Below are 25,362 nucleotides of genomic sequence, written 5' to 3'. Positions count from 1 at the left end.
GGGGCGGCCCGCCTTGTCGGTCTGCCCCTCGTGGGCGGCGCGGGCGACGGCCTCGACCTCGGACTCGGTCAGCACGGCGTTCTCCTCTCGGGAGAGCTCACCGCATCGGGGAGCTCACGGGTTCAGGACAGCGCCGCCGACTGGGCCGTCGGGCCCTCGTGGCAGATCAGCAGCAGGGCGCGGTCGTCGTTGACGTCCTTGGCGACGGCCTCGATCAGGTGCCAGGCGGCGCCCTGGAAACCGCCGGCGACATAGCGGTCGGCCGCGCCGGTGAGGCGGTCGATGCCCTCGACGATGTCCCGGTCGGAGGTCTCCACCAGGCCGTCGGTGAAGAGCATCAGCACGTCGCCGGGGCGCAGCGAGCCCTTCACCGGGTCGAACTGGGCGCCGTCGTACACCCCGAGGAGGGGCCCCTCCGCGGCCTTCTCCTCCCAGCGGCCGCTGCCCGCGCTGAGCTGGAGGCCCGGCGGGTGACCGGCCGAGTAGAGCTCGTAGTCGCCGGAGTCGAGGTCGAGCACGAGGTGGATGGAGGTCGCGAAGCCCTCGTCCCAGTCCTGGCGCAGCAGGTAGCCGTTGGCCGCCGGGAGGAAGGCGTGCGGGGGCAGCGAGCCGAGCAGGCCGCCGAAGGCGCCCGAGAGCAGCAGCGCGCGCGAGCCGGCGTCCATGCCCTTGCCGGAGACGTCGGTGAGGACGACCTCCAGCGTGCGGCCGCCGTTGGTGCGGGCCGCGACGACGAAGTCCCCGGAGAACGACTGGCCGCCCGCGGGCCGCAGCGCCATCTCGTGGTGCCAGCCCGGCGGCAGGCTCGGCAGCTTGCTCTGCACGCGGATGCGTTCGCGCAGGTCGAACAGCATGGTTCCGCCGCGTCGCCAGGGCACGCCGACCCGGCTGCGGAACTGGGCGATGAGCAGCCCGAAGAAACCGCATGCGGCGACCACGAGGACCACGCCGGGCGTGACCCGGCTGGGGCCCTCCGTGTACGGGCCGAGCTGCACCGACTCCACGATGAGGGCCGTCGCGGCTGCCGCGTACAGCCCGAGCAGACTCGACGGACGCAGCAGCAGGCCGCCGGTGACGATCGGCAGGACGAGGGCGGCCGGGGAGCACCACACCGAGTTGGCGAGTGTGGTGGCGGCGATCAGCGGGACGGTGAGCAGCAGGAAGGCGAGTGCGATCCAGTCCGAGCCGTCGCCGCGGAAGTAGTCGACGGCGCTTCTGCGCACGCCGGTGCGGACCCGGTGCATCAAGTGCTTCAACCGGGCCGTCAACGTCTCGGCTTCCGCGCGCCGCTGTCGTCCTGCTGCCATTAGTTCGGGACCTTATCCATCCAACCCGCCGCTTGGCACGGGAGGTCCCACTTGTCCCCCGTCCGAGGTTCAACTTCACAGTGAACGTCATGGAAAGCGCTCCCGCCGCAAAGAGGGCGAAATTCCCTGGCCCGGCCCTCGTCCGCCTGCTACCCATGAGCCCATGACGAGTGAGGCGAGTCACGGCGGGACGGCGCGGGCGACGACGACCGAGATGCGGGTGCTGCGGCAGGACGAATGGGACACCTGGTACGACGCTCTGTTGCGCGCCTTCGGCGGGGTCCCCGAGTCGGTCGAGGAGCGCGAGCTTTACCGGTCGCTCACCCCGTACGACCGCTGTCTCGGCGTGTGGGACGGCGACGCGTGCGTGGCGACGGCGGGAGCGTACGACTTCCGGCTGACCGTGCCCGGCGGGACGTCGACGCCGGCGGCCGGCGTGACGATGGTCGGGGTGAGCGCGACGCACCGGCGGCGCGGGATTCTGGCGTCGATGATGCGGCGGATGCTGGACGACGCGCGCGCGGAGGGGCGTCCGCTCGCCGTTCTCACCGCTTCCGAGCCGGACATCTACGGACGGTTCGGGTATGGCGCGGCGACCTTCGCGCTGCAGGCGGAGATCGACACCGACCGGGTGCGGCTGGCCGTCCCGGACGGCACGGACGAGGTCCGGCTGCGGTACGCCGACCTGGGCGCGGAACTCGCGGTGTGCGAGGCGGTGTACGCGCGGACGGTGCCCGGCCGGGCCGGGATGCTGGCGCGGCGGCCCGGCTGGGAGCGGCTGGGACTGCTCGATCCGGAGAGCGAGCGGGGCGGGGCGTCGCCGCTGCAGTGCGTGCTGGCCGAGCGGGGCGGCGAGGTCACCGGTTACGTCCGGTACCGGGTGCGTCCCGAGTGGGGGCCCGGCGGGCAGAACGGGCGGGTGCTGCTCCAGGATCTGACCGCGGTCGACGCGCCGTCGCAGGCCGCGTTGTGGCGGTTCCTGTTCGGGATCGACCTCACCGCTTCGCTCGAGGTGCGGGGGCGGCCGGTGGACGACGGGTGGCAGTATCTCGTGTCCGACGTCCGGCGGTGCGAACTGCGGGTGCGGGACGCGTTGTACGTGCGGCTCGTGGAGGTCGGCGCGGCGCTGGAGGCGCGCACGTACCAGGCGCCGGTGGACGTGGTGCTGGACGTCGAGGACGCGTTCTGCCCCTGGAACTCGGGGCGTTGGCGGCTCTCCGGGGACGCCAAGGGCGCGGTGTGCTCGCGGACGTCCGACGCGGCCGATCTCGCCCTGTCCGTACGGGAGTTGGGCGCGCCCTACCTCGGCGGGGTGAGCCTGGCGGCGCTGGGGGCGGCCGGGCGGGTACGGGAGGTCAGGCGAGGGGCGCTGGCCGAGGCGGCCCTGGGGTTCGGGGCGGTCACGGCCCCGTGGCTGCCGCACGGCTTCTAGTGCCGCGCCCTCGGGTACCGGCCCTCGGGTGCCGCGGCGTCGCGTACCGCGGCCTCCGGGGGGCGGTCAGCTCTTCTGGCAGGTAGGGCACCAGAAGAGGTTGCGGGCGGCGAGGTCGGCGGTGCGGACGGCGTCGCCGCACAGGTGGCAGGGCTGGTGTGCACGGCGGTAGACGTACACCTCGCCCCCGTGGTCGTCGACGCGCGGCGGGCGGCCCATCGCCTCCGGGGTGTGCTCCGGGCGGACCGTGTCGATGCGGTTGTCGCGGACGCCCTGGCGCATGAGGGCGACCAGGTCGGACCAGATCGCGTCCCATTCGGCGGGGGTGACGGTCCGGCCGGCGCGGTAGGGGTCGACACGGCGCCGGAAGAGGACTTCGGCGCGGTAGACGTTGCCCACGCCGGCGATGACCTTCTGGTCCATGAGGAGCGCGGCGATCGTCGAGCGGCTGCGGGAGACGCGGGCGTAGGCGGCCTGCGGGTCGGCGTCGGCGCGCAGCGGGTCGGGGCCGAGCCGGGCGTGCACGGCGCTCTTCTCCTCGTCCCCGATGAGGGCGCAGGTCGTGGGGCCCCGCAGGTCGACGTAGGACGTCGGGGCGGCGAGGCGGAGCCGGACGGTGTCGGTGGGCGGCGGGGCGGGGGCCGGTCCGAAGGTGACCTTGCCGAAGAGGCCCAGGTGTATGTGGATCCACCGGTCGGCACTGAACCCGAGGAAGAGATGCTTGCCGTGGGCCTCGGCGCCGGTCAGCGGGGCGTCGGCGAGGAGGGCCGCCGCGGCGGCGAACTTGCCCTGCGGGCTGCTCACTTGCAGGGGCCGGCCGGTGAAGCGGGCGTAGTCCTGCGCCAGTCGGTGGATCGTGTGGCCTTCCGGCACCGGTGTGTTCCTTCCCCGCCCGGGCTGTCCGGGACCCGTCTCGCCCACCCGTCCGGTCCGGTCGGGTGGGCGGCGTCTTCCGCCTCGGCCGGAGGTTACTGCTGGGGGTGGTGGGCCGGGACGGGGGGCAGGTCGCCCGTCGTCTCGTAGTCCGCCAGCATGTCGATGCGGCGGATGTGACGCTCGTCCTGGGAGAACGGGGTGGCCAGGAAGGTCTCGACGAACTTCGTCACCTCGTCCTGGGTGTGCATGCGGGCGCCGACCGCGACGACGTTGGCGTTGTTGTGCTGGCGGCCGAGGGACGCGGTCTCCTCGCTCCAGGCCAGCGCCGCACGGACGCCCTTCACCTTGTTCGCGGCGATCTGCTCGCCGTTGCCGGAGCCGCCGATCACGATGCCGAGGGAGTCCGGGTCCGCCGCCGTCTTCTCCGCCGCGCGGAGGCAGAAGGGCGGGTAGTCGTCCTGGGCGTCGTAGATGTGGGGCCCGCAGTCGACCGGGTCGTGACCCGCCGCCTTGAGCCATTCGACGAGGTGGTTCTTGAGTTCGAAGCCGGCATGGTCCGAGCCGAGATACACGCGCATGGGACGAGTGTGACATGGGGGCCGCGGGGTAGCAGCCCCGGGTGCCGCGTCTGGAAACGCCCCGCAATACCGTGGAAGCTCAGGAAAACCTCAAGTAACGATCTGAAATCAAAGGTTCCTGAATTCATTTGCCTCGGATTCACTGGACCGGCTCATACGCCCCCCACCGCACGATCCCCCTGATTCCCCTCACGCGGCGCAAAGGAAAGACATCCCCATGACTTCGCAGCCGACCCTCGCCAAGGCCGCACCAGGCCCCGGAGGCGCCGGAGAACCCGGCTCCGGACTTCAGGCAGGCCTCAAGAACCGGCACCTGTCGATGATCGCCATCGGCGGCGTCATCGGCGCCGGACTCTTCGTCGGTTCCAGCTCCGGCATCGCCACCGCCGGGCCCGGCATCCTGCTCTCCTACGCGCTCGTCGGCACGCTCGTGGTGCTGGTGATGCGCATGCTGGGTGAGATGTCCGCGGCCAATCCGACCTCCGGATCCTTCTCCGCCCACGCCGACCGCGCGCTCGGACGCTGGGCCGGGTTCTCCATCGGCTGGCTGTACTGGTTCTTCTGGGTCGTCGTGCTGGCCGTGGAGGCGACCGCCGGGGCCAAGATCCTCGAAGGATGGATGCCCGCCGTTCCCCAGTGGGGGTGGGCGCTCATCGTGATGGTCGTGCTGACCGCCACCAACCTCGTCTCCGTGGGCTCCTACGGCGAGTTCGAGTTCTGGTTCGCGGGCATCAAGGTCGTCGCCATCGGCGCGTTCATCGTCGTGGGCGGTCTCGCCGTGTTCGGCGTGCTCCCCGGCGTCGACGACGACAAGGCCGGGCTGGGCAACCTCACCGGGCACGGCGGCTTCCTGCCCAACGGACCCGGCGCGATCCTCACCGGCGTCCTGCTCGTCGTCTTCTCCTTCATGGGCAGCGAGATCGCGACCCTCGCCGCGGGCGAGTCCGAGAACCCGCAGCGGGCCGTGACCAAGTCGACCAACAGCATCATCTGGCGGATCGGCGTCTTCTACCTCGGCTCGATCTTCGTCGTGGTCACGCTGCTGCCCTGGGACGACCCGTCCATCAAGGAGCAGGGCTCCTATGTCGCCGCCCTCGACTCGCTGGGCATCGCGCACGCCGGTCAGATCATGAACTTCATCGTGCTGACGTCCGTGCTGTCCTGCCTCAACTCCGGGCTCTACACGGCTTCCCGCATGGCCTACTCACTCGGCGAGCGGGGCGACGCGCCCAAGGCCTTCGCCCGCACGACCAGGCGTGGCGTCCCCATGGCGGCGATCGTCTCCTCCGTGGTCTTCGGATTCGTCGCCGTCTTCTTCAACTACCGGTTCCCGGACTCCGTCTTCCTCTTCCTGGTCAACTCCAGCGGCGCCGTGGCGCTGTTCGTCTGGCTGGTGATCTGCTTCTCCCAGCTGCGGATGCGGAAGATCATCCAGGCCGAGGCGCCCGAGAAGCTGGTCGTGAGGATGTGGCTCTACCCGTATCTCACCTGGGCGACCGCCGCCCTCATCGTCTTCGTGCTCGGCTACATGCTGACCGACACGGAGGGGGAGAGCAGCGGGCGGACGACGGTGCTGCTGTCGCTGCTCGTCGCCGCGGTCGTGGTCGTCGTCGCCGTGGTGAAGGAGCGGGGCGCGGGGGCGCGGACCGGCCACTCCCCCGCCGACCCAGCGGCGAAGTCCTCCGTCGCTGCCGGCTCCCCGGCCGACGAGGTCTAGCGGGGCCGAGCGGTCGGCGAACAGGGGGCTCGCTTCGGGCGGCCCCCTGTTCGCCGCGTCCGGGCTGCTCCTTGGCGATCCGCCGCAATCCTTCGTGGACGCCTACCGCTTGACGAGCTTCCACGCCGTCGGCAGCAGGCCCATCGCCAGGGCCGCCTTGACCGCGTCCCCGATCAGGAAGGGGGTGAGGCCCGCCGCGATCGCCTGGGAGGCGGAGAGGTCGGCGGCGTAGGCCAGGTACGGGACGCCGACGGCGTAGACGACGGCCTCGCCCAGCAGCATCGCGGCCGCCGTGCGCGGCACGGAGCGGTCGGCGCCGCGGCGGGCGAGGGCGCCCACGACGGCCGTCGCGAGGATCATGCCGAGGATGTAGCCGAAGGAGACGCCGATGCCGGAGGCGCCGTCCGCGAACCACGGCACGCCGGCCAGACCGGCCAGCGCGTAGACGGCGAGCGAGGAGACTCCGCGACGGGCGCCGAGGGTCGTGCCGACGAGCAGCGCGGCGAAGGTCTGACCGGTCACCGGCACGGGGCTGCCCGGGACCGGGACCGCGATCTGGGCGGCGAGTCCGGTCAGCGCGGCGCCGCCGAGTACGAGCGCGACGTCCCGGACGCGGGAGGCCGGGAGCAGGTCGGCGAGGACCTGTCCGGGGCGTGCGGGGGTGGCGGCGGCGGTGCTCATGGGGACTCCGCGGGAATCGGGGGCGGATCGGGACACGGCGACGCTATCCCAGCGCGGTTGAGCCGCTCTCCGTCAACGCTCGACAAAGCGGAGGACCGCGGCTTGGTGGGCTCCACACAAAGGATGTCGGTTACACCGGTCACGGGGTGACGCCGATCACTGAGGTGGGGATGTTTCGCTCACCTTTCCGTGCGTGACGGGATTGTGAACTCCCGCCAACTAAATCCTAGTGGTCTGGTGGGATTCAGGATCGCTGCCCTACGCTTTCGGCCATGCCCGCCCTCGACCAGTCCAGAAACCTCACGTCGCGTCGCTACGTCGACCTGCGACGCCAGGGCACGGCCACCTGTCGTCGGCCGGTCTGAGGCGCGGTCGCTGAGCGCCTCGGCCGGACGCCGCGCCGGCCGTGGCCGGCGGCGCGGTGGCGCCGGACGTGTTCTACCGGGACCCGTTCGCCCTGCCGCCACAAGCGACTTGATGCGAAGACTCCGAACGTCGACCCGCTTCGCCAGCGGACGGGAAAATCACTCCATGAGCTGTCGCACTCTCTGCTGCTGACGCCCCCGGCGCGCCGGGCGCGCCCTTCCTCACCGTTCCTCCGGCGTTTTCACACGCCGTTTCGCGCACATTCCGCGCATCGCCCGTCCACGCGTGCACTCCCCTGACCGGGACGGCCTTTCCGTGACGGCGCCCTGAATTCCGCCTGCGTTTCCGCTCTTTCCCCTCGGGAGTCCTGCTGTGCCTGCCACCTATGACCGACGCGTCTTCCTCACTTCTCTGCTCGGCGCCGCCGCCGGTGTCGCCGGTCTCAGCGGCTGCGCCGAGAGCAGCGCCGCGGCGGCCGGGAAGGGCGCCTCCACGGCCCCGCTCGCGGCCAAGGTGCCCGCCGGCACGAGCCTGAAGATCGCCTCCTTCCAGAACGTCCAGCAGTTGCAGTTCAAGCTGGCGAGACTTCCCGCGCTGCCGTTCGAGGTGTCGGACTGGCTGAACATCGGGGCCGGTCCCGACGTCATCAACGCATTCCGCGCGAAGTCCCTGGACCTCGCCAACAACGCGGGAATTCCGCCGATCCAGGCGCATTTCCAGGGTTTCGACGCGAAGATCGTCGCGATCAACATCACGCGCAAGCCGAACTATCTCTTCGCCACCAAGCCCGGCAGCGACATCCGCACGGTGGCCGACTTCCGCGGCCGGAAGCTGGCGTTCTCGCAGGGGCAGGCACAGGGCGTGGTCCTGCTGCGGGCGCTGAAGAAGGCCGGTCTGAAGTACGACGACGTGAAGCTCGTCCCGCTGACCAGCAACCAGTTCCTCACCGCGCTGCAGTCCGGGCAGGTCGACGTCGCCCCGCTCGGCAACACCCAGGCGCCCGCCTACCTCCAGCAGTACGGGTCCAAGGGCGCCCGCACGGTCACCACCGACGTCGTCGACCTGCTCAACCTGCTGTGGGCGCCGGCGTCGGTGCTGAACGACAGGGCGAAGGCGGCCGCGGTCGCCGCGTACATCCCGCAGTGGGCGCAGGGCCAGGTGTGGCAGTACGAGCACCCGGACGTGTGGAACGAGGAGTTCTACGTCAAGACGCAGAACCTGAACCTCGCCCAGGCCCAGTCGATCACCGCGCTCGCCAACAAGCCGCTCTTCCCGCCCAGTTGGGCGGAGGCCATCCGGTGGGAGCAGGAGACCGCCGATCTGCTCGCGGAGGGCGGCTTCGTGAAGGAGTTCGACGTCTCCTCGCTCTTCGACCATCGCTTCGAGGGCATCGCCGCGAAGTCCGTAGCCGCCGAGTACCGGAAGTGACCGCCATGACCACCACCACGCTGAGCACGGCGCCCGTCGCCGCCGCCGGACCGGCGCCCCGCCGCCGGCGCCGCCGCAGCCTCTCCCCCGGCAGACGCCTGCCCGCCGCCCGCATGGTCGGACCGCTCGTCGTCCTCGCCCTGTGGGCCGCCGCCTCCGCAGCCGGGCGGCTGGACCCCGCCGCGATCCCCGCACCCTGGACCGTGCTGGAGACCGGCGCCCGGCTGTGGAGCGAGGGCACGCTCGCCACCGACGTCCTCACCTCGCTGGAGCGCGCCGGATACGGCTTCGCGATCGGTCTGACCGCCGGCGTCGCGCTCGCCCTGGCGTCCGGGCTGTCCCGGACCGGGGAGGCGCTGATCGACGGGACCGTGCAGCTCAACCGGGCGATCCCGACCCTCGGCCTGATCCCGCTGTTCATCCTGTGGCTGGGCATCGGCGAGACCTTCAAGATCGCGATCATCGCGATCGTCGTCTACATCCCGATCTACCTCAACACGCATGCCGCGCTGTCCGGCATCGACCACCGGTTCGTCGAGCTCGCCGAGGTGCAGGGCCTGTCGAAGGTGCGGTTCATCCGGGAGATCGTGATCCCCGGCGCACTGCCCGGATTCTTCGTGGGACTCCGGCTCGGCGTCACCGGCTCCTGGCTCGGTCTGGTCGTCCTGGAGCAGATCAACGCCACCAGCGGCCTCGGCTACCTGATGTTCCAGGCGCAGAACTACGGCCAGTCGGACGTCATCCTGGTCGGCCTCCTCATCTACGGCGTCTTCGGTCTGATCTCCGACAGCGCGGTCCGTCTCGTCGAACGGAGGGTGCTGTCATGGCGCCGCACACTGAGCAGCTGACCCGTGCCTCCGCCGTCCGGCTGCGCGGTCTGACCCGGTCGTTCGACGGGCGCACGGTCCTCGACGCCGTCGACCTGGACATCCCCGCCGGACAGTTCGTGGCCCTGCTCGGGCACAGCGGCTCCGGCAAGAGCACCCTGCTGCGGGCGGTCGCGGGCCTGGACCACGCGGTCGCCGGAAGCGGAGAGCTGGCGGCGCCGGAGCGCGTCTCCGTCGTCTTCCAGGACTCGCGGCTGCTGCCCTGGCGGCGGGTGCTGCAGAACGTGCTGCTGGGCCTCGACGGCAGGGAGGCCGAGCGCAAGGGGCGGGAGGCGCTCGCCGAGGTCGGGCTGAAGGGACGCGAACGGGCCTGGCCCAACGAGCTGTCCGGCGGCGAGGCGCAGCGCGCAGCGCTGGCCCGCTCGCTGGTCCGCGAGCCCGAACTCCTGCTGGCCGACGAGCCGTTCGGGGCGCTGGACGCACTCACCCGGATCAGGATGCACACCCTGCTGCGGGAGCTGTGGGAGCGCCACCGGCCCTCCGTGCTGCTCGTGACGCACGACGTGGACGAGGCGATCGTGCTCGCCGACCGGGTCCTCGTCCTCGAGCACGGCCGGATCGGGCTCGACCTGACGATCGAGCGGCCGCATCCGCGCTCGTACCGGGATCCGCTGCTCGGCGAGTACCGCGAGCGGTTGCTGGCGGCGCTGGGCGTGACGGCGGACGTCGGTTGAGTCCGGCCGGCGCCGGCCGGTCCGTCCGCCTCCTGGGGGCCGTCGCCTCCGGGCCCCCGCTCCGGCCCTGAACGGGCCCCGTCCGCGAACGCCGGACGGCCGCGTCCCCCGCGTTCCCCCTCCCCCGACTGTCTGAAGGACACGCCATGCCCCGCCAGCTTCACCTCAACGCGTTTCTCATGAACACCGGTCATCACGAGGCCTCGTGGCGGCTGCCCGAGAGCGATCCGTACGCCCATGTCGAGCTGAGCCACTACGTCCAGCTGGCCCGGACCGCCGAGCGCGGCGCCTTCGACTCGCTGTTCCTCGCCGACGGTCCGCAGCTGTGGAGCGACCTGGCGCAGCGGCCCGCCGGCTCGCTGGAGCCGCTCACCCTGCTCACCGCGCTCGCGACGGCGACCGAGCACATCGGCCTGATCGCCACCGCGTCGACCTCCTACAACTCCCCGTACAACCTGGCCCGCAAGTTCGCCTCGCTGGACATCATCAGCGGCGGCCGGGCCGGCTGGAACATCGTCACCACGGCCGGCGCGGAGGCCGCCCGCAACTTCGGCCTCGACGCCGAACCCGCGCACGCCGAGCGGTACGCCCGGGCCGCCGAGTTCCTCGACGTGGCGCTGAAGCTCTGGGACAGCTGGGAGGACGACGCGATCGTCGCCGACAAGGCGTCCGGCGTCTGGGGCGACGACCGCAAGATCCACCCGCCCCGGCACCGGGGGACGTACTTCAGCGTCGAGGGCGCGCTCAACGTCCCGCGCTCGCCACAGGGTTACCCGCTGCTGGTGCAGGCGGGCTCGAGCGAGGACGGCAAGGCGTTCGCCGCCCGGTACGCGGAGGCGGTGTTCACGGCTCAGCAGACCCTCTCCGACGCGCAGGCCTTCTACGCCGACCTGAAGGCCCGCACGGCGGCGGCCGGCCGCGATCCGGAGCACATCAAGGTGCTGCCGGGGATCGTGCCGGTGATCGGCTCCACGGAGGCCCAGGCGCGAGCGCACGAGCGGGTCCTCGAGGACCACATCGTGTACGCGCACGGCGTCGGACGGCTGGAGTCCCTGCTGGAACTGGAGCCCGGCACACTGGAGTTGGACGCCGAGCTGCCTGCCGCCCTGCCGTCCGAGCAGGCCATCGAGGGCGCCAGGAGCCGCTACACGCTCGTGGTCGAGCTGGCCCGGCGCGAACGCCTCACCGTGCGGCAGCTGATCGGGCGGCTCGGCGGCGGCCGCGGCCACCTCACCTTCGCGGGGACGCCCGAACAGGTCGCCGACAAGATCGAGACCTGGTTCCGGCAGGGCGCCGCCGACGGTTTCAACATCATGCCCGCCGTCCTCCCCTCCGGCCTCGACGCCTTCGTCGACCACGTCGTCCCGATCCTGCGCGCCCGAGGGCTGCTGCGCACCGAGTACGGCCCGCGCACGACCCTGCGCGAGCGGTACGGGCTGCCCCGCCCCGCCAACCAGTACGTCGGCCCCGCACTCGCCACCGTCTGAAAGGACTCACCCCCATGTCCCTCCACCTGCGCAAGCTCTCCGCGAACATCGGCGCCCACGTCAGCGGCGTCGACGTCGCCGGGCCCCTCGACGAGGCGACCCGTGCCGCCCTGCGCGAGGCGCTGAACGTCCACAAGGCGCTCGTCTTCGACGACGTGAACCTCGACGACGAGGGCCAGCAGGCCTTCGTCCGTCACTTCGGCGACGTCACCACCGCGCACCCGACCGTGCCCGCCGTCGACGGCGCCCCGAACGTGCTGCCCGTGGACAGCGAGCGGGGCGTCGCCAACCACTGGCACACCGACGTCACGTTCGTCCTCAACCCGCCGCAGGCCAGCACCCTGCGCAGCATCACGGTCCCGCCCTACGGCGGCGAGACCCTGATCGCCAGCTCGGCCGCCGCCTACCGTCAGCTGCCCGAACCGCTGCGCGCCCTGGCCGACACGCTCTGGGCCGAGCACACCAACGACTACGACTACGCGGCGCCCGCGGAGGACGTCGACGAGGAACGGGACGCCCAGCGCGCCCAGTTCACGTCCATCGCGTACAAGACCGTGCACCCCGTGGTCCGGGTCCACCCGCTGACCGGCGAACGCGGCCTGTTCATCGGCGGGTTCGCGCAGCGGATCGTGGGGCTGTCGGTGGGCGAGTCGCGCAGGATCCTCGACCTGCTCCAGTCGTACGTGGTCCGTCCGGAGAACGTCCTGCGCCATCGCTGGTCGCAGAACCAGCTGGTGCTGTTCGACAACCGCATCACGCAGCACTACGCCGTCGACAACTACGACAAGCGGCCGCGCCGGCTGCACCGGGTGACCGTCGCCGGCGACGTCCCGGTCGGCGTCGAGGGCAAGGAGAGCTACTCGATCGAGGGGGACGCGGCGCACTACACGACCGTCGCGACGCCCGTCGCGGCGTGAGCGCGCCGCGCGCCCGGCGGCCGCGTCCCGTCTCAGACTGACCTGCTCGACCCCGAAGGGCCCTCACGGTGCACCCGTGAGGGCCTTTTGTCGCCAGGGCGCAGGGCAAGCTGCTTGCGACAAGAGGTTCGGCGGACCACGCATGCCCGTCTGCACACTGCCCCGGCGAGGACAGGACTCGCGGGGCCGCTGCGCCGCGCGGTGCGACGGGGTGCGGGCGTGGGGGCTTCCCAACGGAGGCGTCGCGGGCGAAAGTGGCCCGCATGGGTCTTGTGAAGCGGCGTTGCCCCAACTGCGGGGACACCGAGCAGCACTTCCGGCGCCTGCGGGGCGACGAGCGCGACTTCGCCCTGACGCAGGCTCAGGTGCACAGGGCGGATCTCGACAAGTACCGGCGCTGCACCCGCGAAGGCTGTGTGCGGGTGCAGTCCTACTTCAGCTGGAAGTCCGGCTTCGATCTGCCGGAGGAGTTCGGCGCGCCTGCGCGGACGCCGTAGCGCGGTGCCGGTCGCGTGACGCCCCGCGGGCACGGCCCGCGGGGCGTCACGGCCTCACAGGTTGCTGAAGTCGGGGCCCTTGGTCCGGGTGCGCTTGATCTCGTAGAAACCGGGGACCGAGGCCACCGCGAGGGTGCCGTCCCACAGGCGGGCGGCCTCCTCTCCCTGAGGGGCGGGAGTGACGACGGGGCCGAAGAAGGCGATCTGCTCGCCGTCGGGTCCGGGCACGGCGATGACGGGGGTGCCGACGTCCTGGCCGACCTTCTCGATGCCCTCCTTGTGGGAGGCGCGCAGCTGGGCGTCGAACTCGAAGTCCGACTGCTCGGCGTACTCGATCAGGGAGGCGGGCAGGCCGACGTCCTTCAGCGCACCGGCTATGGCCTCCACGGTCGGGCCCTCGCCGTTGTTGTGGATGCGCGTGCCGAGTGCGGTGTACAGCGGGCCGAGGACGTCCTCGCCGTGCAGCTGCCAGGCGGCGGTGACCACGCGCACCGGCTGCCAGGCCTTGACCGCCAGCATCTCGCGGTACTCCTCGGGCAGCTCGTCGAGCTTGTTCTCGTTGAGCACGGCGAGGCTCATCACATGCCAGCGGACCTCGATGTCACGGACCTTCTCCACTTCCAGCACCCACCGGGAGGTCATCCAGGCCCACGGGCACAGCGGGTCGAACCAGAAGTCGACGGGGGTCTTCTCCGACATGTCTCTCCCTAGAGATCCTCAGCAGACACAGCTTTCCCGCTCAACGCCGCGACCCGTGCCGCACATTCCCTGCTGCCCCGCGTCAGGGGCGCATGACAGGATCGCTCCTGTCCGCCAGACCCATGCGCCACCCAGTGAGGGAGTACCGCCCGTGCCCGGTGAGAACCTGTCCCGCGACGAGGCCCGGGAGCGGGCCGCCCTGCTGTCCGTCGACGGGTACGACGTGTCCCTCGACGTCCGTTCGGCGGTCGGCGACCGGTCCGGGGACGCGCCGCGCACCTTCAGGTCGGTCACGACGGTCCGGTTCCGCTGCAACGAGCCCGGGGCGTCGAGCTTCGCCGACCTGATCGCGCCGAGTGTGACGTCCGTCTCCCTCAACGGCCGCGACCTCGACCCCGGCGAGGTCTTCGACGGCGCCCGGATCCTGCTGGAGGACCTGGCGGCGGAGAACGAGCTGGTGGTGGACGCCCTGTGCGCCTACTCCCGCACCGGCGAGGGCCTGCACCGCTTCGTCGATCCGGAGGACGGCGAGGTCTACCTCTACACGCAGTACGAGCCCGCCGACGCGCGCCGGGTCTTCGTCACCTTCGAGCAGCCCGACCTGAAGGCCCCGTTCCGTTTCGAGGTGCGCGCACCCGAGGAGTGGACGGTGTGGAGCAACGGCGCCGGGGAGCGCGCCGACGGGGTCTGGCGGTTCGCGGAGACGAAGCCGATCTCGACGTACATCACCTGTGTCGTGGCCGGTCCCTACCACTACGTGACGGACACGTACACGCGCGACCTCGGCGACGGCACGACGCTGGAGATCCCCCTCGGCGCGATGTGCCGCAAGGGACTGGCGCCCTACTTCGAGGCCGACGACGTCTTCCTGATCACACGGCAGGGCCTGGACTTCTTCCACGACCACTTCGACTACCCGTACCCCTTCGGCAAGTACGACCAGGCGTTCGTGCCCGAGTACAACCTCGGCGCGATGGAGAACCCGGGCCTGGTGACCTTCCGCGAGGAGTACATCTTCCGCGGGAAGGTGACGCAGGCCTCCTACGAGGCGCGGGCCAACGTCATCCTGCACGAGATGGCCCACATGTGGTTCGGCGACCTCGTCACCATGGTGTGGTGGGACGACCTGTGGCTGAAGGAGTCCTTCGCCGACTTCATGGGCACCTTCGCCAACGTGGGCGCGACGCGCTTCCGCGACGCCTGGATCACCTTCGCCAACCGCCGCAAGGCCTGGGCCTACCGAGCGGACCAGCTGCCCTCCACGCATCCGATCACCGCGGACATCCGCGACCTGCAGGACGCCAAGCTCAACTTCGACGGCATCACCTACGCCAAGGGCGCCAGCGTGCTCAAGCAGCTGGTGGCCTACGTCGGCCAGGACGCGTTCCTGGAGGGCGCCCGCCGCTACTTCAAGCGGCACGCGTACGGCAACACCGGCCTCGGCGACCTGCTGTCGGTGCTCGGCGAGACCAGCGGCCGGGACATGGGCGCGTGGGCGCGGTCCTGGCTGCAGACGGCGGGCGTCAACTCGCTGACGCCGCAGGTCCTGCTGGACGCGGCCGGCCGGGTCGCCGAGCTTGCGGTGCTCCAGGAGGCCCCGGAGTCCCACCCGGAGCTGCGGCCGCACCGGGTGGCCGTCGGTCTGTACCGCCGGGAGGAGGGCCGTCTGGTGCGGTACGCGCGCGCCGAGGCGGACGTCGACGGTCCGCGCACGATCGTGGCGGACCTGGCCGGCCAGGAGGCCCCGGAGCTGGTCCTGGTCAACGACGACGACCTGACGTACTGCAAGACCCGCTTCGACGAGACCTCGCTGGACGCGCTGCGCTCCTCCCTGGGCGACGTCGCCGACCCGCTGGCCCGCGCGCTGTGCTGGTCGGCGCTGTGGAACATGACGCGGGACGCGCTGCTGCCCGCACGGGACTTCATCGGGCTGGTGCTGCGCTTCGCGGGGCGCGAGTCGGACATCGGCGTGCTGCAGATGCTGCACGCGTGGGCGGAGTCGGCGCTGGTGCACTACGTGGCGCCGCCGCTGCGGGAGACCGGCGCACGGCTGCTGGCCGAGGGCGCCGAGCGCGAGCTGTACGCCGCCGAGCCGGGCAGTGAGCACCAGCTGGCCTGGGCGCGGTTCTTCGCCGGCACGGCCGAGAGCCCGGCCGGATTCGAGCTGCTGCAGGGTCTGCTGGACGGCACGACGACCGTCGAGGGGCTGGAGGTCGACCAGGAGCTGCGCTGGACGTTCCTGGAGCCGCTGGCCGCGCACGGCTATGCGGACGAGAAGGCGCTGGAGGCCGAACTGGCCCGCGACGACACCGCGTCCGGCCGGCGCCACCAGGTCCGCTGCCTCGCCGCCCGCCCCTCGGCGGCGGTCAAGGCGCAGGCGTGGGCGCAGGTGGTGGAGTCCGACGCCCTGTCCAACGCCCTGGTGGAGGCGACGATCGCCGGGTTCGGCCAGCCCTCGCAGCGGGAGCTGCTGGCGCCGTACCGGGACAAGTACTTCGCGGCGATCGAGCGGGTGTGGTCCGAGCGTTCCATCCAGATCGCGATGACCATCGTCAAGGGCCTGTTCCCGTCCCTGCAGGACTCCCCGCAGACGCTGGTGGAGACGGACGTCTGGCTGGCCGCGCACGACTCGGCGCCCCCGGCGCTGCGCCGGCTGGTCCTCGAGGCGTGGGACGACCATGCGCGGGGCCTGCGCGGACAGGCGTGCGACGCGCGGGCCGAAGCGGGGACCGCGGCCGAATAGGGCTTCGCCGAAGGCTTCCCCGAGGCCCTGCCTTTGGCCATGAATTCTGCCGACGGTCACCGTTACGGAATTCAGTCGATCCGACCCGTAACCCCTGGTCCCCTCATCCGGGACCAGGGGTTTTCGGCGCCTACTCGGCATCCGAACACCCGTCCTTTAGGGCGAACTTGTCCCGATTTGTCGACGGGCGTGTAACAGCGGTTAATCGGCCCGGCGAGTGCGGAATCCCCGTTGCATGACCCAGAACACCCCGCTCCCCCGCGTCCCCTCGGCGTCCCCCCGCCCCGTCCGCCACCTCTCCGACGTCCACCGCCGGGTCGCCACCGTCGCCCGTCTGCGCGCGCAGGGCGTCGCGCCCGCCGAGGCCGACGAGCAGTGCCGTCCCGGCGGGCCCTGGCAGCAGGTGCTGCCCGGCGTGTACCTGCTCCACCCGGGGCCGCCCACCAGCGAGGAGCGGCTGCACGCGGTGCTGATGTACGCGGCCCGCGCGACGTCGGCGCCCGGGGTGCCGTCCCAGCCCGCCCCGGGGGACCCGCACCGGCCGGCGTACCGGGACGCGATGATCACGGGTCTGGCGGCGCTGAACCTGCACGGTCTGGCATCCGCCCCGCCGCTGACGTCGCTGGAGCACGTCGACGTCCTGGTGCCGCGGCTGCGCCGGCTGCGCTCCACGGGCTGCGCGCACATCGTCCGCACCGCCTCGCTGCCGGCCCCTGAGCAGGCGACCGGGGTCCCGGTGGCGCCGGTGCCGCGCGCACTGGCCGACGCGGTGGCGGAACTGACGGACGCGGGCGTGGTGCGACGGCTGCTGTCGGAGGCGGTGCGCGGGGGGCACTGCGAACCGACGGCCGTGGTGCGGGAGTTGACGGACGCCAAGCTGCTGAGCCGACCGCATGTGGTGGACGCCGTCGACGCGCTGCTCGCCGAGGGCCGCGCGATCGCGGAGGGCCGCCTGTACGCGATGGTGCGCGAACACGGCCTGCCCGACCCGGTCTGGAACGTGGACCTGCGACTGCCGGGCGGCCCCCACCTCGGCGGTCTGGACGCCTACTGGCCGGAACAGGCGGTGGCGGTGGAGCTGGACACCCGGGCCCCGCGCCAGGACGAGGACGCGCTGTGGTCCGAGTACGCGCGCAAGCGGGAGCACCTGGAGCGGCTGGGTATCACCGTCGTACACGTCACGCCGAAGAAGCTGCGGGACGCGAGCGAGCAGCAGGCGGCGGTGGTCCGCACGGCGCTGATGGCGTCGGGCGACCGCGACCCGGCCGCGTACGTCGTGGTGCTTCCCCGGTAGGGACGCAGCGGGGAGGCATCAGGAGGGGAGAGGAGGGGCCGCCGGCGGCGGCCCCTCCTCGTGCGACCGCGGCGACGACGCGGGCCGCCCGGCGCGGACGACGGCCTGATCGCCCCGGGGACCGAAGAGGTGGAGGATCTCCACCGCGCTGTCGTGCGCCGGACCGAACCAGTGCGGTTCGCCGGTGTCGAACTCGGCTGCTTCGCCCGGGCGCAGGACGAGTTCGCGCGCGCCGAGGATCAGACGCAGCTCGCCCGCGAGGACGTACAGCCACTCGTAGCCGTCGTGGGTCACCAGACGTGGCTCCCGGGGCGACAGCACCTGCTTGAAGACCTGCACCCGGCCCGGATACCGCGTCAAGGGCACGAGGACGCTGCCGTGCGCCTTGCGCAGCGGCCGCAGGTGCACCCGGGGGTCGCCGCTGGCCGGAGCGGCGACCAGCTGGTCGAGGGCGACGCGATGCGCGCGGGCCAACGGGATGAGCAGGTCCAGGGGACGGCGGACAGCCGCGGGCCCCTCTCATTCCGCGGGCGGCACAGCCTCCCTCGCGGGCGCGGCCTCCCCGGGCGCGGTCCCGGCGGGTGCGATCCCGGCGGACGACGCGGTCCCGGTGGGTGTCGGGGGCGGCTCGGGGGGCCGGGTCTGCTGTGGGGACAGGGATCGACGGCCGTTCGCCGGGCGCTCGCGCCACAGGGCGAGCGCGGTGTCGACCAGGCGGACCCGGGTGAGGGAGGGCACCGCGTCCAGGTCGTGCCACGCGGCCATGTCGGTGGAGCCGTTCACCTCGTGCCGCAGCTCCCCGCCGACGACCCGCCCCTCGTAGACGATGCGCACGCCGTGGTGTTCCACGAGACCGCGCAGGCCCTCGCGGAGGGTGCGGCGGGAGGAGTCGATGCCGAGCAGGCCGGTCACCTCGACGCGGTAGCCGGTCTCCTCGTCGAGCTCGCGCACGACCGTGTCGAGGGGGTCCTCGCCGTGCTCCATGCCCCCGCCCGGGAGCACCCACTCGAGAGTGCCGTCGGGCGCCGGCGAGCGGGCGAGCAGCAGCCTTCCGTCGCGGACACAGACGGCGTAGGCCGCCACCCTCAACTTCTTGCGCATACGGGGACGGTAGCCGGACCCGTCCGTCCGGGCAGGGGATTTCCGGCCGCACAGCCGCCGGACAGTGAGCCCACAGGAGACTCGTAGAGGGTTTTCCCCATACATCCATATCGATTCGGTCAACTCTCCCCAAACAACTGACTCTTAGGCAAAACTTTGCGGTCATCCGGGAGCGCATTCCGGAGGCCCGTGATCAGGCAGGAACGGCCTGCATCACGCGCTGCTCGTTCCTTTACCTACAAGGGATGCCGATGACCCTCACCCCCGAGCGTGAACCGATATCGGGCGCTAGACGCGTGGCCCGGATAGCCGTGGCGGCGGGCCTCGTGGCCGCGCTGTCCGCGGCCGGACCGATACCCATGGCCTTCTCCGCCGACGTCGGCCAGCCCCCGGTCGCGGCCGACCCGGGCGTGAAGTCCGCCCATGACAAGCTCGGCGCCGACGACGCCGACCTCCTCGCCGAGGCCAAGGCCGCCGGCGACAAGAACGTGACCCTCATGGTCGCGACCGCCCCCGGCCAGACCGAGCAGGTCGCCGAGGAGCTGGACGCGGTCAAGGGCGGCTCCGTGGGCCAGTCCTACGACAAGCTCGGCTACGTCCGCGCCACCGTCCCGACGGGCAAGGCCGACTCCGCGATCGCCGCGGCCGCCAAGCTGTCCTCGGTGCACGCCATCGACCTGCGCCAGAACATCGTCCTCGACGACCCGGCGCCCAGCGCGGACACCGCCAAGTCCGGCAGGTCCGCCGCGAAGACGAAGACCTACCCGGCGCCGAGCCGGAAGACGCCCGCCGAGAACCCGTACAACCCGTCCTTCGAGACGGGCGCCGTCGACTTCGTGAAGAAGAACCCGAAGGCGGACGGCCGGGGCGTCACCATCGGCATCCTCGACTCCGGCGTGGACCTCGGCCACCCGGCGCTGCAGAAGACCACCACCGGCGAGCGCAAGATCGTCGACTGGGTGACGGCCACCGACCCGATCCTCGACGGCGACGCCTCCTGGCGCCCGATGACGACCTCCGTGTCCGGCCCCAGCTTCACCTTCGGCGGCCGCACCTGGACCGCGAAGCCCGGCTCGTACCAGGTCAACCTGTTCCGCGAGTCCGCCACCGCCGGCGGCGACGCCAAGGGCGACGTCAACCGCGACGGCGACACCACCGACGTGTGGGGCGTCCTGTACGACGCGGCGGCCGGCACGGTCGCCGTCGACGTGAACGCCAACGGCGACTTCACCGACGACACCGCGATGAAGCCGTACAAGGACGGTTACCAGGTCGGGTACTTCGGCACCGACAACCCGGCGACCGACGTCGCCGAGCGCCAGCCGTTCGTCGTGCAGATCCGCAAGGACGTGCCGATGGACCCGTTCGGCGGCGACTGGGTCGGCAAGAAGGCCGACTTCGCCAACATCGGTCTCATCGCGAGCGAGCACGGCACCCACGTGGCCGGCATCACCGCCGCGAACGGCCTGTTCGGCGGCAGCATGAACGGCGCCGCGCCCGGCGCGAAGCTCGTCTCCTCCCGCGCCTGCATCTTCGGCCCGGGCTGCACCAACGTGGCCCTGACCGAGGGCATGATCGACCTCGTCGTCAACCGCGGCGTCGACATCGTCAACATGTCGATCGGCGGTCTGCCGGGTCTGAACGACGGCAACAACGCACGCGCCGAGCTGTACACGCGCCTCATCGACACCTACGGCGTCCAGCTCGTGATCTCCGCGGGCAACGAGGGCCCCGGCGCGAACACCATCGGCGACCCCGGTCTGGCCGACAAGGTGATCTCGGTCGGCGCGGCCATCTCCAAGGAGACCTGGGCCGCCAACTACGGCTCGCAGGTGACGAAGAAGTACGCGCTGCTGCCGTTCTCCTCGCGCGGCCCGCGTGAGGACGGCGGCTTCACGCCGACGCTCGTCGCGCCCGGCGCCGCGATCAACACCACCCAGACCTGGCTGCCGGGCTCCCCGGTCGCCGACGCGGGCTACCCGCTGCCGGCCGGCTACTCCATGCTGCAGGGCACCTCGATGGCCTCCCCGCAGGCCGCGGGCGCCTCGGCGCTGCTGATCTCGGCCGCCAAGCAGTCCAAGGTCGCGCTCACCCCGGCGATCCTGCGCACGGCGCTGACCTCGACCGCCCACCACATCAAGGGTGTGCAGGCGTACGAGGAAGGCGCGGGCGCCATCGACGTCGTGGACGCCTGGAAGTCCATCAGGAAGGGCGCCACCGCCCACGACTACACCGTCAAGGCCCCGGTCGACACCGCGCTCGACCAGGCCCTGAAGACCCCGGGCTTCGGCACCGGCGTCTACGACCGCGAGAGCGGTCTGAAGGCCGGGCAGAAGAAGACGTACGACGTCACCATCACCCGTACGTCCGGCCCCGACAAGGCGGTCCGCCACGAGCTGGAGCTCGAGAACAACGCGGCCGGCACCTTCAAGATCCTCGGCGACGACGAGGTGAAGCTGCCGCTGAACAAGCCGGTCACCGTCAGGATCCAGGCCAAGCCGAAGGCCGCGGGCATCGCCAGCGCCATCCTGGAGGTCGACGACCCGAAGACCGAGGGCGTCGACAAGCAGATCCTGAACACGGTCGTCGTCTCGACGCCGGTGAAGCACACGTTCTCGGTGTCGAACACCGTGCAGCGCAACAGCTTCCAGTCGTACTTCCTGACCGTGCCCGAGGGCGCGAAGTCCTTCGAGGTCGCGATCGGCGGACTGAAGGACAAGAGCCAGACCCGGTTCATCTCGATCCACCCGTACGGCGTCGCGGTCGAGGACAGCTCCACCATCTACTGCTACAGCAACTACCCCAACACCAACGGCTGCCGGCCGGACGCCCGTTCGTACCCGAACCCGCAGGCCGGCGTCTGGGAGATCGAGGTCGAGTCGCGTCGCACCTCGCCGCTGCTGGACAACCCGTACAAGCTGGACGCGACCGTCTACGGCGCCGTCTTCGACCCGGCGACCGTGACCGTGCCCGAGGTGAAGGTCGGCACCCCGGCCGCCGTCTCCTGGAAGGTCAAGAACAACTTCGCCGCGATCGACGGCAAGCTGGTCGGCGGCCCGCTCGGCTCGTCCAAGGCGACCCGTCCGACCATCGCGAACGGCGCGACCCAGACCACCACGGTCGAGGTCCCGGCCGGCGCCAAGTCGCTCGACGTCTCCATCGGCAAGGCCTCGGACGCCTCAGCCGACCTGGACCTCACGGTCTTCGACGCGGCCGGCAACCAGGTCGCGCAGCAGGCCGACGGCGACTCGGAGGAGGCGGTCTCCATCCCGTCGCCGGCCGCCGGCACGTACACCATCGAGGTCGCGGGCTTCTCCGTCCCGGCCGGCACCACGGCGTACGACTACCTGGACGTGTTCTTCTCGTCCGCCCTCGGCACCGTCGGCGTCGACGAGTCGACGCCGGTGAAGCTCGGCACGGGCGCCACGGCGTCGGTCAGCGCGACCGTCACCGCCGCGGCCGCCGCTCCCGAGGGCCGGGCCTTCTTCGGCCAGGTCCAGCTGGTGAACGCGCGGGGCACCGTCGCGGGCTCCGGCAGCGTGGCGATCGAGAAGGTCACCCCGTAACACCGTGCACGGCAATGGGGGCGGGCGTCCACAAGGGCGCCCGCCCTTCGCCGTTCCCGCCCCTCGCCGCGCCCGGGGACCCGCCCGGCGGGCCCGGCCGTCCGTCGGTCCGTCCGGCCACCCGGCGGGTGCCGCCCGCCGCTGACCCGGCCCCTGCCGGAGCTTGCGCCGCGCGACCCGGTACCCGTACGGCGGGCCGGCCGGCGGGCGTCGACCGCCGTTGACCGGCCCCGCCGGTGCACGCGCTCCGCGACCCGGGATCCGGCCCGGCCCCGCTGTCCGGTCAGCGGGGTCAGCCGGTCAGCCGGTCAGCCGGGCGAGGCTGCGTCGCAGGTGAGGCCGTCCGTCTCCGGCAGCGCCCGGAGGAGCGCGGTCCGCTCGGGGGCGATGTCGGCCTCGCCGACCGCCCAGACGTCGGGCGTGGCCGACCCCCGCCCCAGCGCGACCAGCACACGGTCGCCCTCCGCCAGCAGCGGGTCCATGTCGCGCTCCATCTCGAAGTCCGCCTCCGGCGCGCTCACGGCCGGCCGGTACGCGTGCGTGACGCGCAGCGTGACGCGCTCGCGGGCGGTGCCGGGCAGCGGGCGGACGTCCGTCACCTCGCCCTCCACCACGAGCCGGGCGCAGACGAGGTACCCGGGGTCGCCGAGGGGGCTGCCGGAGTCCCCGGCGCCCTCGGACCCCGCCCGGCCGGCGCCCGTGCCCTCGTCGCTCGCCGAGCTCGCCTTGGCGTCGGCGTCGTCGGACGCCCCCTGACCCACCTGGAAGACACCCCAGCCGACCCCGAAGACCATCGCTCCAGCGGCGGCGACGCCCGCGGCGCGCAGCACCAGCGGCCGCAGCCGGGCCGCCGCCGTGGGCCGGGACGGCTGGGGGAACCGGGACGGACGGGACGGCCGGGGGCGCCGCACGCGTCCGGACCGGTGTGCCGGGACGCCCCGTCGGCCCGCCCGGTCCGCCGGTCCCGCCGGCTCCGCCGACTCCGCCGTGAGGGCGTCCGCGAGGGCGCCGAGCTGTTCGCGCAGCAGCGCGAGGTCGGCCGTCGCCGAGCGGTGCTCCGCCATGAAGGCGTCGTCCGCGCGACTCTCGTCCGGCAGCGGCTCGTCGCAGATCGCTGCCATCAGCGCGTCCAGACCGGCGCGGCCGTCGTGTTCCGCGGTCACGTCACACCACCTCGTCCTCGTGCAGGCGGGCGCGCAGGGCCCGGACCGCCGTGTGCAGACGGCTCTTGACGGTGCCCTCGGGGACGCCCAGCTCCCGGGCTATGGAGCGCACCGGCAGGTCGGCGTAGAAACGCAGGACGAGGACCTGCCGCTGGGCGTCGGGCAACTCGTCCAGGCCCTGGGCGACGGCGAGGGAGAGCACGCTGGTGTCCTCGCCCGAGACCGGCTCGTGCTGGCGCAGCGAGGCCAGCCGCTCCCCCAGCCGCTCCTGACGGCGCTTGGCGCGGTGCCAGTCCATCGCCAGGTTGGAGGCCACGACCGCCGCCCACGCGGACACGTCGCGCGGCGCCTCGTAACCTTTCGCCGCGCGTTCCAGCAACCGCAGGCGGACCTGCTGCACCCCGTCCGGCAGGTCCGCCTGCGGCACCCCGCCCAGCGCGAGCACCGCCCGCACCCGGCGTTCCTGCGCCGCGTCCAGAGGGTCGTCGCCGGACACGGTCCCGTCCCCCTGGACGCGGTGGGCTTTTCTGCGCAGCACAGCCACCCCTCCCTGCCGCGTTTCCTCTACGACGCCGTGGGCCGCGGAAACGTTCGGCACAGGCGTGAGGAATGGCGCAGAGGCGTACGTCACACCGGCGCACGCGGCAGCACAGCTTGCGGTGCGGGGCGGGCACGGGGCGAATTCCTCCAGCTCAGCGGGGTGTGGGAGGGAGTTCCGCAACCGGCGGGCCCGGCGGGGCGTCCCAGCCCTCGGGCATGGGGGGCAAAGAATTGGACAGGCGGGCCGGGGTCGGCCGCATCATGGAAATGGCCTCGGCCAGGCAGCACGCAGGTAAATGGGACGGACAGAGGGAGTCGCCGTGAGGGTCGGAATCGTCGGAGCCACCGGTCAGGTCGGCACGGTCATGCGCAGGATCCTCAAGGAGCGGGACTTCCCGGTCACGCAGCTGCGCCTGTTCGCGTCGGCCCGCTCGGCGGGGACGGTCCTGGACGGCGTGACGGTGGAGGACGCGGCGACGGCCGACTACGCGGAGCTGGACATCGTCCTGTTCTCCGCGGGCGGCGCGACGTCGAAGGCGCTCGCGGAGAAGGTCGCCGCGCAGGGCGCGGTCGTGATCGACAACTCCTCCGCCTGGCGCAAGGACCCCGAGGTCCCGCTGGTCGTCTCCGAGGTGAACCCGCACGCGATCGCGAATCGCCCGAAGGGCATCATCGCCAACCCGAACTGCACCACGATGGCCGCGATGCCGGTCCTGAAGCCGCTGCACGCGGAGGCCGGCCTGGAGTCGCTGGTGGTCGCCACCTACCAGGCGGTGTCCGGGTCGGGCGTGGCGGGCGTGGCGGAGCTGCACGGCCAGGCGCAGAAGGTGGCGCCGGACGCGGACAGGCTGACCCACGACGGCGCGTCGGTCGACTTCCCCGAGCCGCAGGTCTACAGGCGTCCCATCGCCTTCAACGTGGTCCCGCTGGCGGGCTCGATCGTCGAGGACGGCCTGGGCGAGACGGACGAGGAGCAGAAGCTCCGCAACGAGTCCCGCAAGATCCTGGAGATCCCGGACCTCAAGGTCTCCGGCACCTGCGTCCGGGTCCCGGTGTTCTCCGGGCACTCCCTGCAGGTCAACGCCCGCTTCGCCCGTCCGCTGTCCGCGGAGCGCGCGACGCAGCTGCTGTCCGAGGCCGCCGGCGTGGTCCTCACCGACATCCCGACGCCCCTCGAGGCGGCCGGCAAGGACCCGTCCTACGTGGGCCGCATCCGCCGGGACGAGACCGTGGAGCACGGCCTCGCCCTGTTCATCTCCAACGACAACCTGCGCAAGGGCGCGGCGCTGAACGCGGTGCAGATCGCGGAGCTGGTGGCGGACGAGCTCAGGGGCTGACGCCCTCGTACTGTTGCCGAGGGGTGGCCGCCCGCGGGGGGGGCGGCCCCCACCAGATGGGAGCGGAAAACG

General features: G+C 72.1%; 20 protein-coding genes and 2 pseudogenes. 12 read left to right on the top strand and 10 right to left on the bottom strand.

The features are described 5' to 3' along the window. Positions 1 to 75: pseudogene (locus ABT300_RS25975) on the bottom strand (HD domain-containing protein); the annotation flags it as partial. A 47-nt stretch (positions 76 to 122) separates the two neighbouring features. Next, a complete protein-coding gene (locus ABT300_RS25970; protein ID WP_351680130.1) occupies positions 123 to 1,307 on the bottom strand; it encodes a SpoIIE family protein phosphatase in 1,185 nt (394 codons plus the stop codon). Between the two features lie 163 nt (positions 1,308 to 1,470). Between ABT300_RS25970 and ABT300_RS25965 the strand changes: the two genes are divergently transcribed. Then, entirely contained in the window at positions 1,471 to 2,739 is a 1,269-nt protein-coding gene (locus ABT300_RS25965) for a GNAT family N-acetyltransferase (RefSeq protein ID WP_351680127.1), read from the top strand. A 66-nt stretch (positions 2,740 to 2,805) separates the two neighbouring features. Here ABT300_RS25965 and ABT300_RS25960 read toward each other — a convergent pair whose 3' ends face one another. Both ABT300_RS25960 and ABT300_RS25955 read right to left on the bottom strand, forming a co-directional pair. Next, positions 2,806 to 3,612 carry an Fpg/Nei family DNA glycosylase gene (locus ABT300_RS25960; RefSeq protein WP_351680124.1) on the bottom strand — a complete coding sequence of 269 codons (807 nt, stop codon included), beginning with the start codon at positions 3,610 to 3,612 and terminating at the stop codon, positions 2,806 to 2,808. A gap of 95 nt (positions 3,613 to 3,707) precedes the next feature. Next, positions 3,708 to 4,193 (bottom strand): ribose-5-phosphate isomerase, encoded by a 486-nt coding sequence (locus tag ABT300_RS25955; protein ID WP_351680121.1) that lies wholly within the window; start codon positions 4,191 to 4,193, stop codon positions 3,708 to 3,710. Positions 4,194 to 4,410: 217 nt separating this feature from the next. Here ABT300_RS25955 and ABT300_RS25950 point away from each other — a divergent pair, with 217 nt between their 5' ends. Further along, positions 4,411 to 5,910, top strand: coding sequence for an amino acid permease (locus ABT300_RS25950; protein WP_351680118.1), 1,500 nt, complete (start codon positions 4,411 to 4,413; stop codon positions 5,908 to 5,910). 102 nt (positions 5,911 to 6,012) lie between these two features. On the opposite strand, the gene ABT300_RS25945 is transcribed toward ABT300_RS25950, so the two are convergent. After that, complete coding sequence (locus tag ABT300_RS25945; RefSeq protein WP_351680115.1) at positions 6,013 to 6,591, bottom strand: biotin transporter BioY; 579 nt, start codon at positions 6,589 to 6,591, stop codon at positions 6,013 to 6,015. A 738-nt stretch (positions 6,592 to 7,329) separates the two neighbouring features. Here ABT300_RS25945 and ABT300_RS25940 point away from each other — a divergent pair. From ABT300_RS25940 to ABT300_RS25915, 6 genes are all read left to right on the top strand, one after another. Then, positions 7,330 to 8,385 carry an ABC transporter substrate-binding protein gene (locus ABT300_RS25940; RefSeq protein WP_351680112.1) on the top strand — a complete coding sequence of 352 codons (1,056 nt, stop codon included), beginning with the start codon at positions 7,330 to 7,332 and terminating at the stop codon, positions 8,383 to 8,385. Positions 8,386 to 8,390: 5 nt separating this feature from the next. After that, a complete protein-coding gene (locus ABT300_RS25935; RefSeq protein ID WP_351680109.1) occupies positions 8,391 to 9,233 on the top strand; it encodes an ABC transporter permease in 843 nt (280 codons plus the stop codon). Further along, positions 9,209 to 9,946 carry an ABC transporter ATP-binding protein gene (locus ABT300_RS25930; RefSeq protein WP_351680107.1) on the top strand — a complete coding sequence of 246 codons (738 nt, stop codon included), beginning with the start codon at positions 9,209 to 9,211 and terminating at the stop codon, positions 9,944 to 9,946. Before ABT300_RS25935 ends, ABT300_RS25930 begins: the two co-directional genes overlap by 25 nt. A gap of 146 nt (positions 9,947 to 10,092) precedes the next feature. Then, positions 10,093 to 11,433 (top strand): LLM class flavin-dependent oxidoreductase, encoded by a 1,341-nt coding sequence (locus ABT300_RS25925; RefSeq protein WP_351680105.1) that lies wholly within the window; start codon positions 10,093 to 10,095, stop codon positions 11,431 to 11,433. Between the two features lie 14 nt (positions 11,434 to 11,447). Then, entirely contained in the window at positions 11,448 to 12,350 is a 903-nt protein-coding gene (locus ABT300_RS25920; protein WP_351680103.1) for a TauD/TfdA dioxygenase family protein, read from the top strand. 263 nt (positions 12,351 to 12,613) lie between these two features. Next, the gene (locus tag ABT300_RS25915) at positions 12,614 to 12,847 is read left to right on the top strand and encodes a hypothetical protein (RefSeq protein ID WP_351680100.1); all 234 of its coding nucleotides are present in this window, start codon (positions 12,614 to 12,616) and stop codon (positions 12,845 to 12,847) included. A 54-nt stretch (positions 12,848 to 12,901) separates the two neighbouring features. Here ABT300_RS25915 and ABT300_RS25910 read toward each other — a convergent pair whose 3' ends face one another. After that, entirely contained in the window at positions 12,902 to 13,546 is a 645-nt protein-coding gene (locus tag ABT300_RS25910; protein WP_351680097.1) for a mycothiol-dependent nitroreductase Rv2466c family protein, read from the bottom strand. A gap of 151 nt (positions 13,547 to 13,697) precedes the next feature. On the opposite strand from ABT300_RS25910, the gene pepN reads away from it, so the two are divergent. Next, complete coding sequence (pepN, locus tag ABT300_RS25905; protein WP_351680094.1) at positions 13,698 to 16,289, top strand: aminopeptidase N; 2,592 nt, start codon at positions 13,698 to 13,700, stop codon at positions 16,287 to 16,289. A 235-nt stretch (positions 16,290 to 16,524) separates the two neighbouring features. Beyond that, the gene (locus ABT300_RS25900) at positions 16,525 to 17,583 is read left to right on the top strand and encodes a hypothetical protein (RefSeq protein WP_351680091.1); all 1,059 of its coding nucleotides are present in this window, start codon (positions 16,525 to 16,527) and stop codon (positions 17,581 to 17,583) included. Positions 17,584 to 17,601: 18 nt separating this feature from the next. On the opposite strand, the gene ABT300_RS25895 is transcribed toward ABT300_RS25900, so the two are convergent. After that, on the bottom strand, positions 17,602 to 18,057 hold the full coding sequence (locus ABT300_RS25895) for a cupin domain-containing protein (RefSeq protein WP_502977994.1): 456 nt from the start codon (positions 18,055 to 18,057) through the stop codon (positions 17,602 to 17,604). 189 nt (positions 18,058 to 18,246) lie between these two features. Further along, positions 18,247 to 18,684: pseudogene (locus ABT300_RS25890) on the bottom strand (NUDIX hydrolase); the annotation flags it as partial. Positions 18,685 to 18,935: 251 nt separating this feature from the next. Here ABT300_RS25890 and ABT300_RS25885 point away from each other — a divergent pair. Beyond that, entirely contained in the window at positions 18,936 to 22,250 is a 3,315-nt protein-coding gene (locus ABT300_RS25885) for a S8 family serine peptidase (RefSeq protein ID WP_351680089.1), read from the top strand. A 308-nt stretch (positions 22,251 to 22,558) separates the two neighbouring features. Here the strand turns inward: ABT300_RS25885 and ABT300_RS25880 are convergent, their stop codons facing one another. Further along, a complete protein-coding gene (locus tag ABT300_RS25880) occupies positions 22,559 to 23,413 on the bottom strand; it encodes a hypothetical protein (RefSeq protein ID WP_351680086.1) in 855 nt (284 codons plus the stop codon). 1 nt (position 23,414) lies between these two features. Continuing rightward, positions 23,415 to 23,957: a sigma-70 family RNA polymerase sigma factor gene (locus ABT300_RS25875; protein ID WP_351680083.1), complete on the bottom strand. Its 543-nt coding sequence runs from the start codon at positions 23,955 to 23,957 to the stop codon at positions 23,415 to 23,417. A gap of 316 nt (positions 23,958 to 24,273) precedes the next feature. On the opposite strand from ABT300_RS25875, the gene ABT300_RS25870 reads away from it, so the two are divergent. Further along, a complete protein-coding gene (locus ABT300_RS25870; protein ID WP_351680081.1) occupies positions 24,274 to 25,290 on the top strand; it encodes an aspartate-semialdehyde dehydrogenase in 1,017 nt (338 codons plus the stop codon). Positions 25,291 to 25,362: the final 72 nt, after the last annotated feature.

The organism is Streptomyces sp. NPDC001027, from assembly GCF_040299045.1.
Lineage (GTDB): Bacteria > Actinomycetota > Actinomycetes > Streptomycetales > Streptomycetaceae > Streptomyces.
Note: the sequence above shows the minus strand (reverse complement) of the source record. Positions and strands in the feature narration are given on the sequence as shown.

Bases quoted from the DNA above. Each gene is read 5' to 3' on its own strand.
- ABT300_RS25925 (WP_351680105.1), top strand. From the start codon at position 10,093: ATGCCCCGCCAGCTTCACCTCAACGCGTTTCTCATGAACACCGGTCAT.
- ABT300_RS25910 (WP_351680097.1), bottom strand. From the start codon at position 13,546: ATGTCGGAGAAGACCCCCGTCGACTTCTGGTTCGACCCGCTGTGCCCG.
- ABT300_RS25900 (WP_351680091.1), top strand. From the start codon at position 16,525: ATGACCCAGAACACCCCGCTCCCCCGCGTCCCCTCGGCGTCCCCCCGC.
- ABT300_RS25965 (WP_351680127.1), top strand. From the start codon at position 1,471: ATGACGAGTGAGGCGAGTCACGGCGGGACGGCGCGGGCGACGACGACC.
- ABT300_RS25930 (WP_351680107.1), top strand. From the start codon at position 9,209: ATGGCGCCGCACACTGAGCAGCTGACCCGTGCCTCCGCCGTCCGGCTG.
- ABT300_RS25885 (WP_351680089.1), top strand. From the start codon at position 18,936: ATGACCCTCACCCCCGAGCGTGAACCGATATCGGGCGCTAGACGCGTG.
- ABT300_RS25945 (WP_351680115.1), bottom strand. From the start codon at position 6,591: ATGAGCACCGCCGCCGCCACCCCCGCACGCCCCGGACAGGTCCTCGCC.
- ABT300_RS25935 (WP_351680109.1), top strand. From the start codon at position 8,391: ATGACCACCACCACGCTGAGCACGGCGCCCGTCGCCGCCGCCGGACCG.
- ABT300_RS25915 (WP_351680100.1), top strand. From the start codon at position 12,614: ATGGGTCTTGTGAAGCGGCGTTGCCCCAACTGCGGGGACACCGAGCAG.
- ABT300_RS25955 (WP_351680121.1), bottom strand. From the start codon at position 4,193: ATGCGCGTGTATCTCGGCTCGGACCATGCCGGCTTCGAACTCAAGAAC.
- ABT300_RS25920 (WP_351680103.1), top strand. From the start codon at position 11,448: ATGTCCCTCCACCTGCGCAAGCTCTCCGCGAACATCGGCGCCCACGTC.
- ABT300_RS25950 (WP_351680118.1), top strand. From the start codon at position 4,411: ATGACTTCGCAGCCGACCCTCGCCAAGGCCGCACCAGGCCCCGGAGGC.
- ABT300_RS25970 (WP_351680130.1), bottom strand. From the start codon at position 1,307: ATGGCAGCAGGACGACAGCGGCGCGCGGAAGCCGAGACGTTGACGGCC.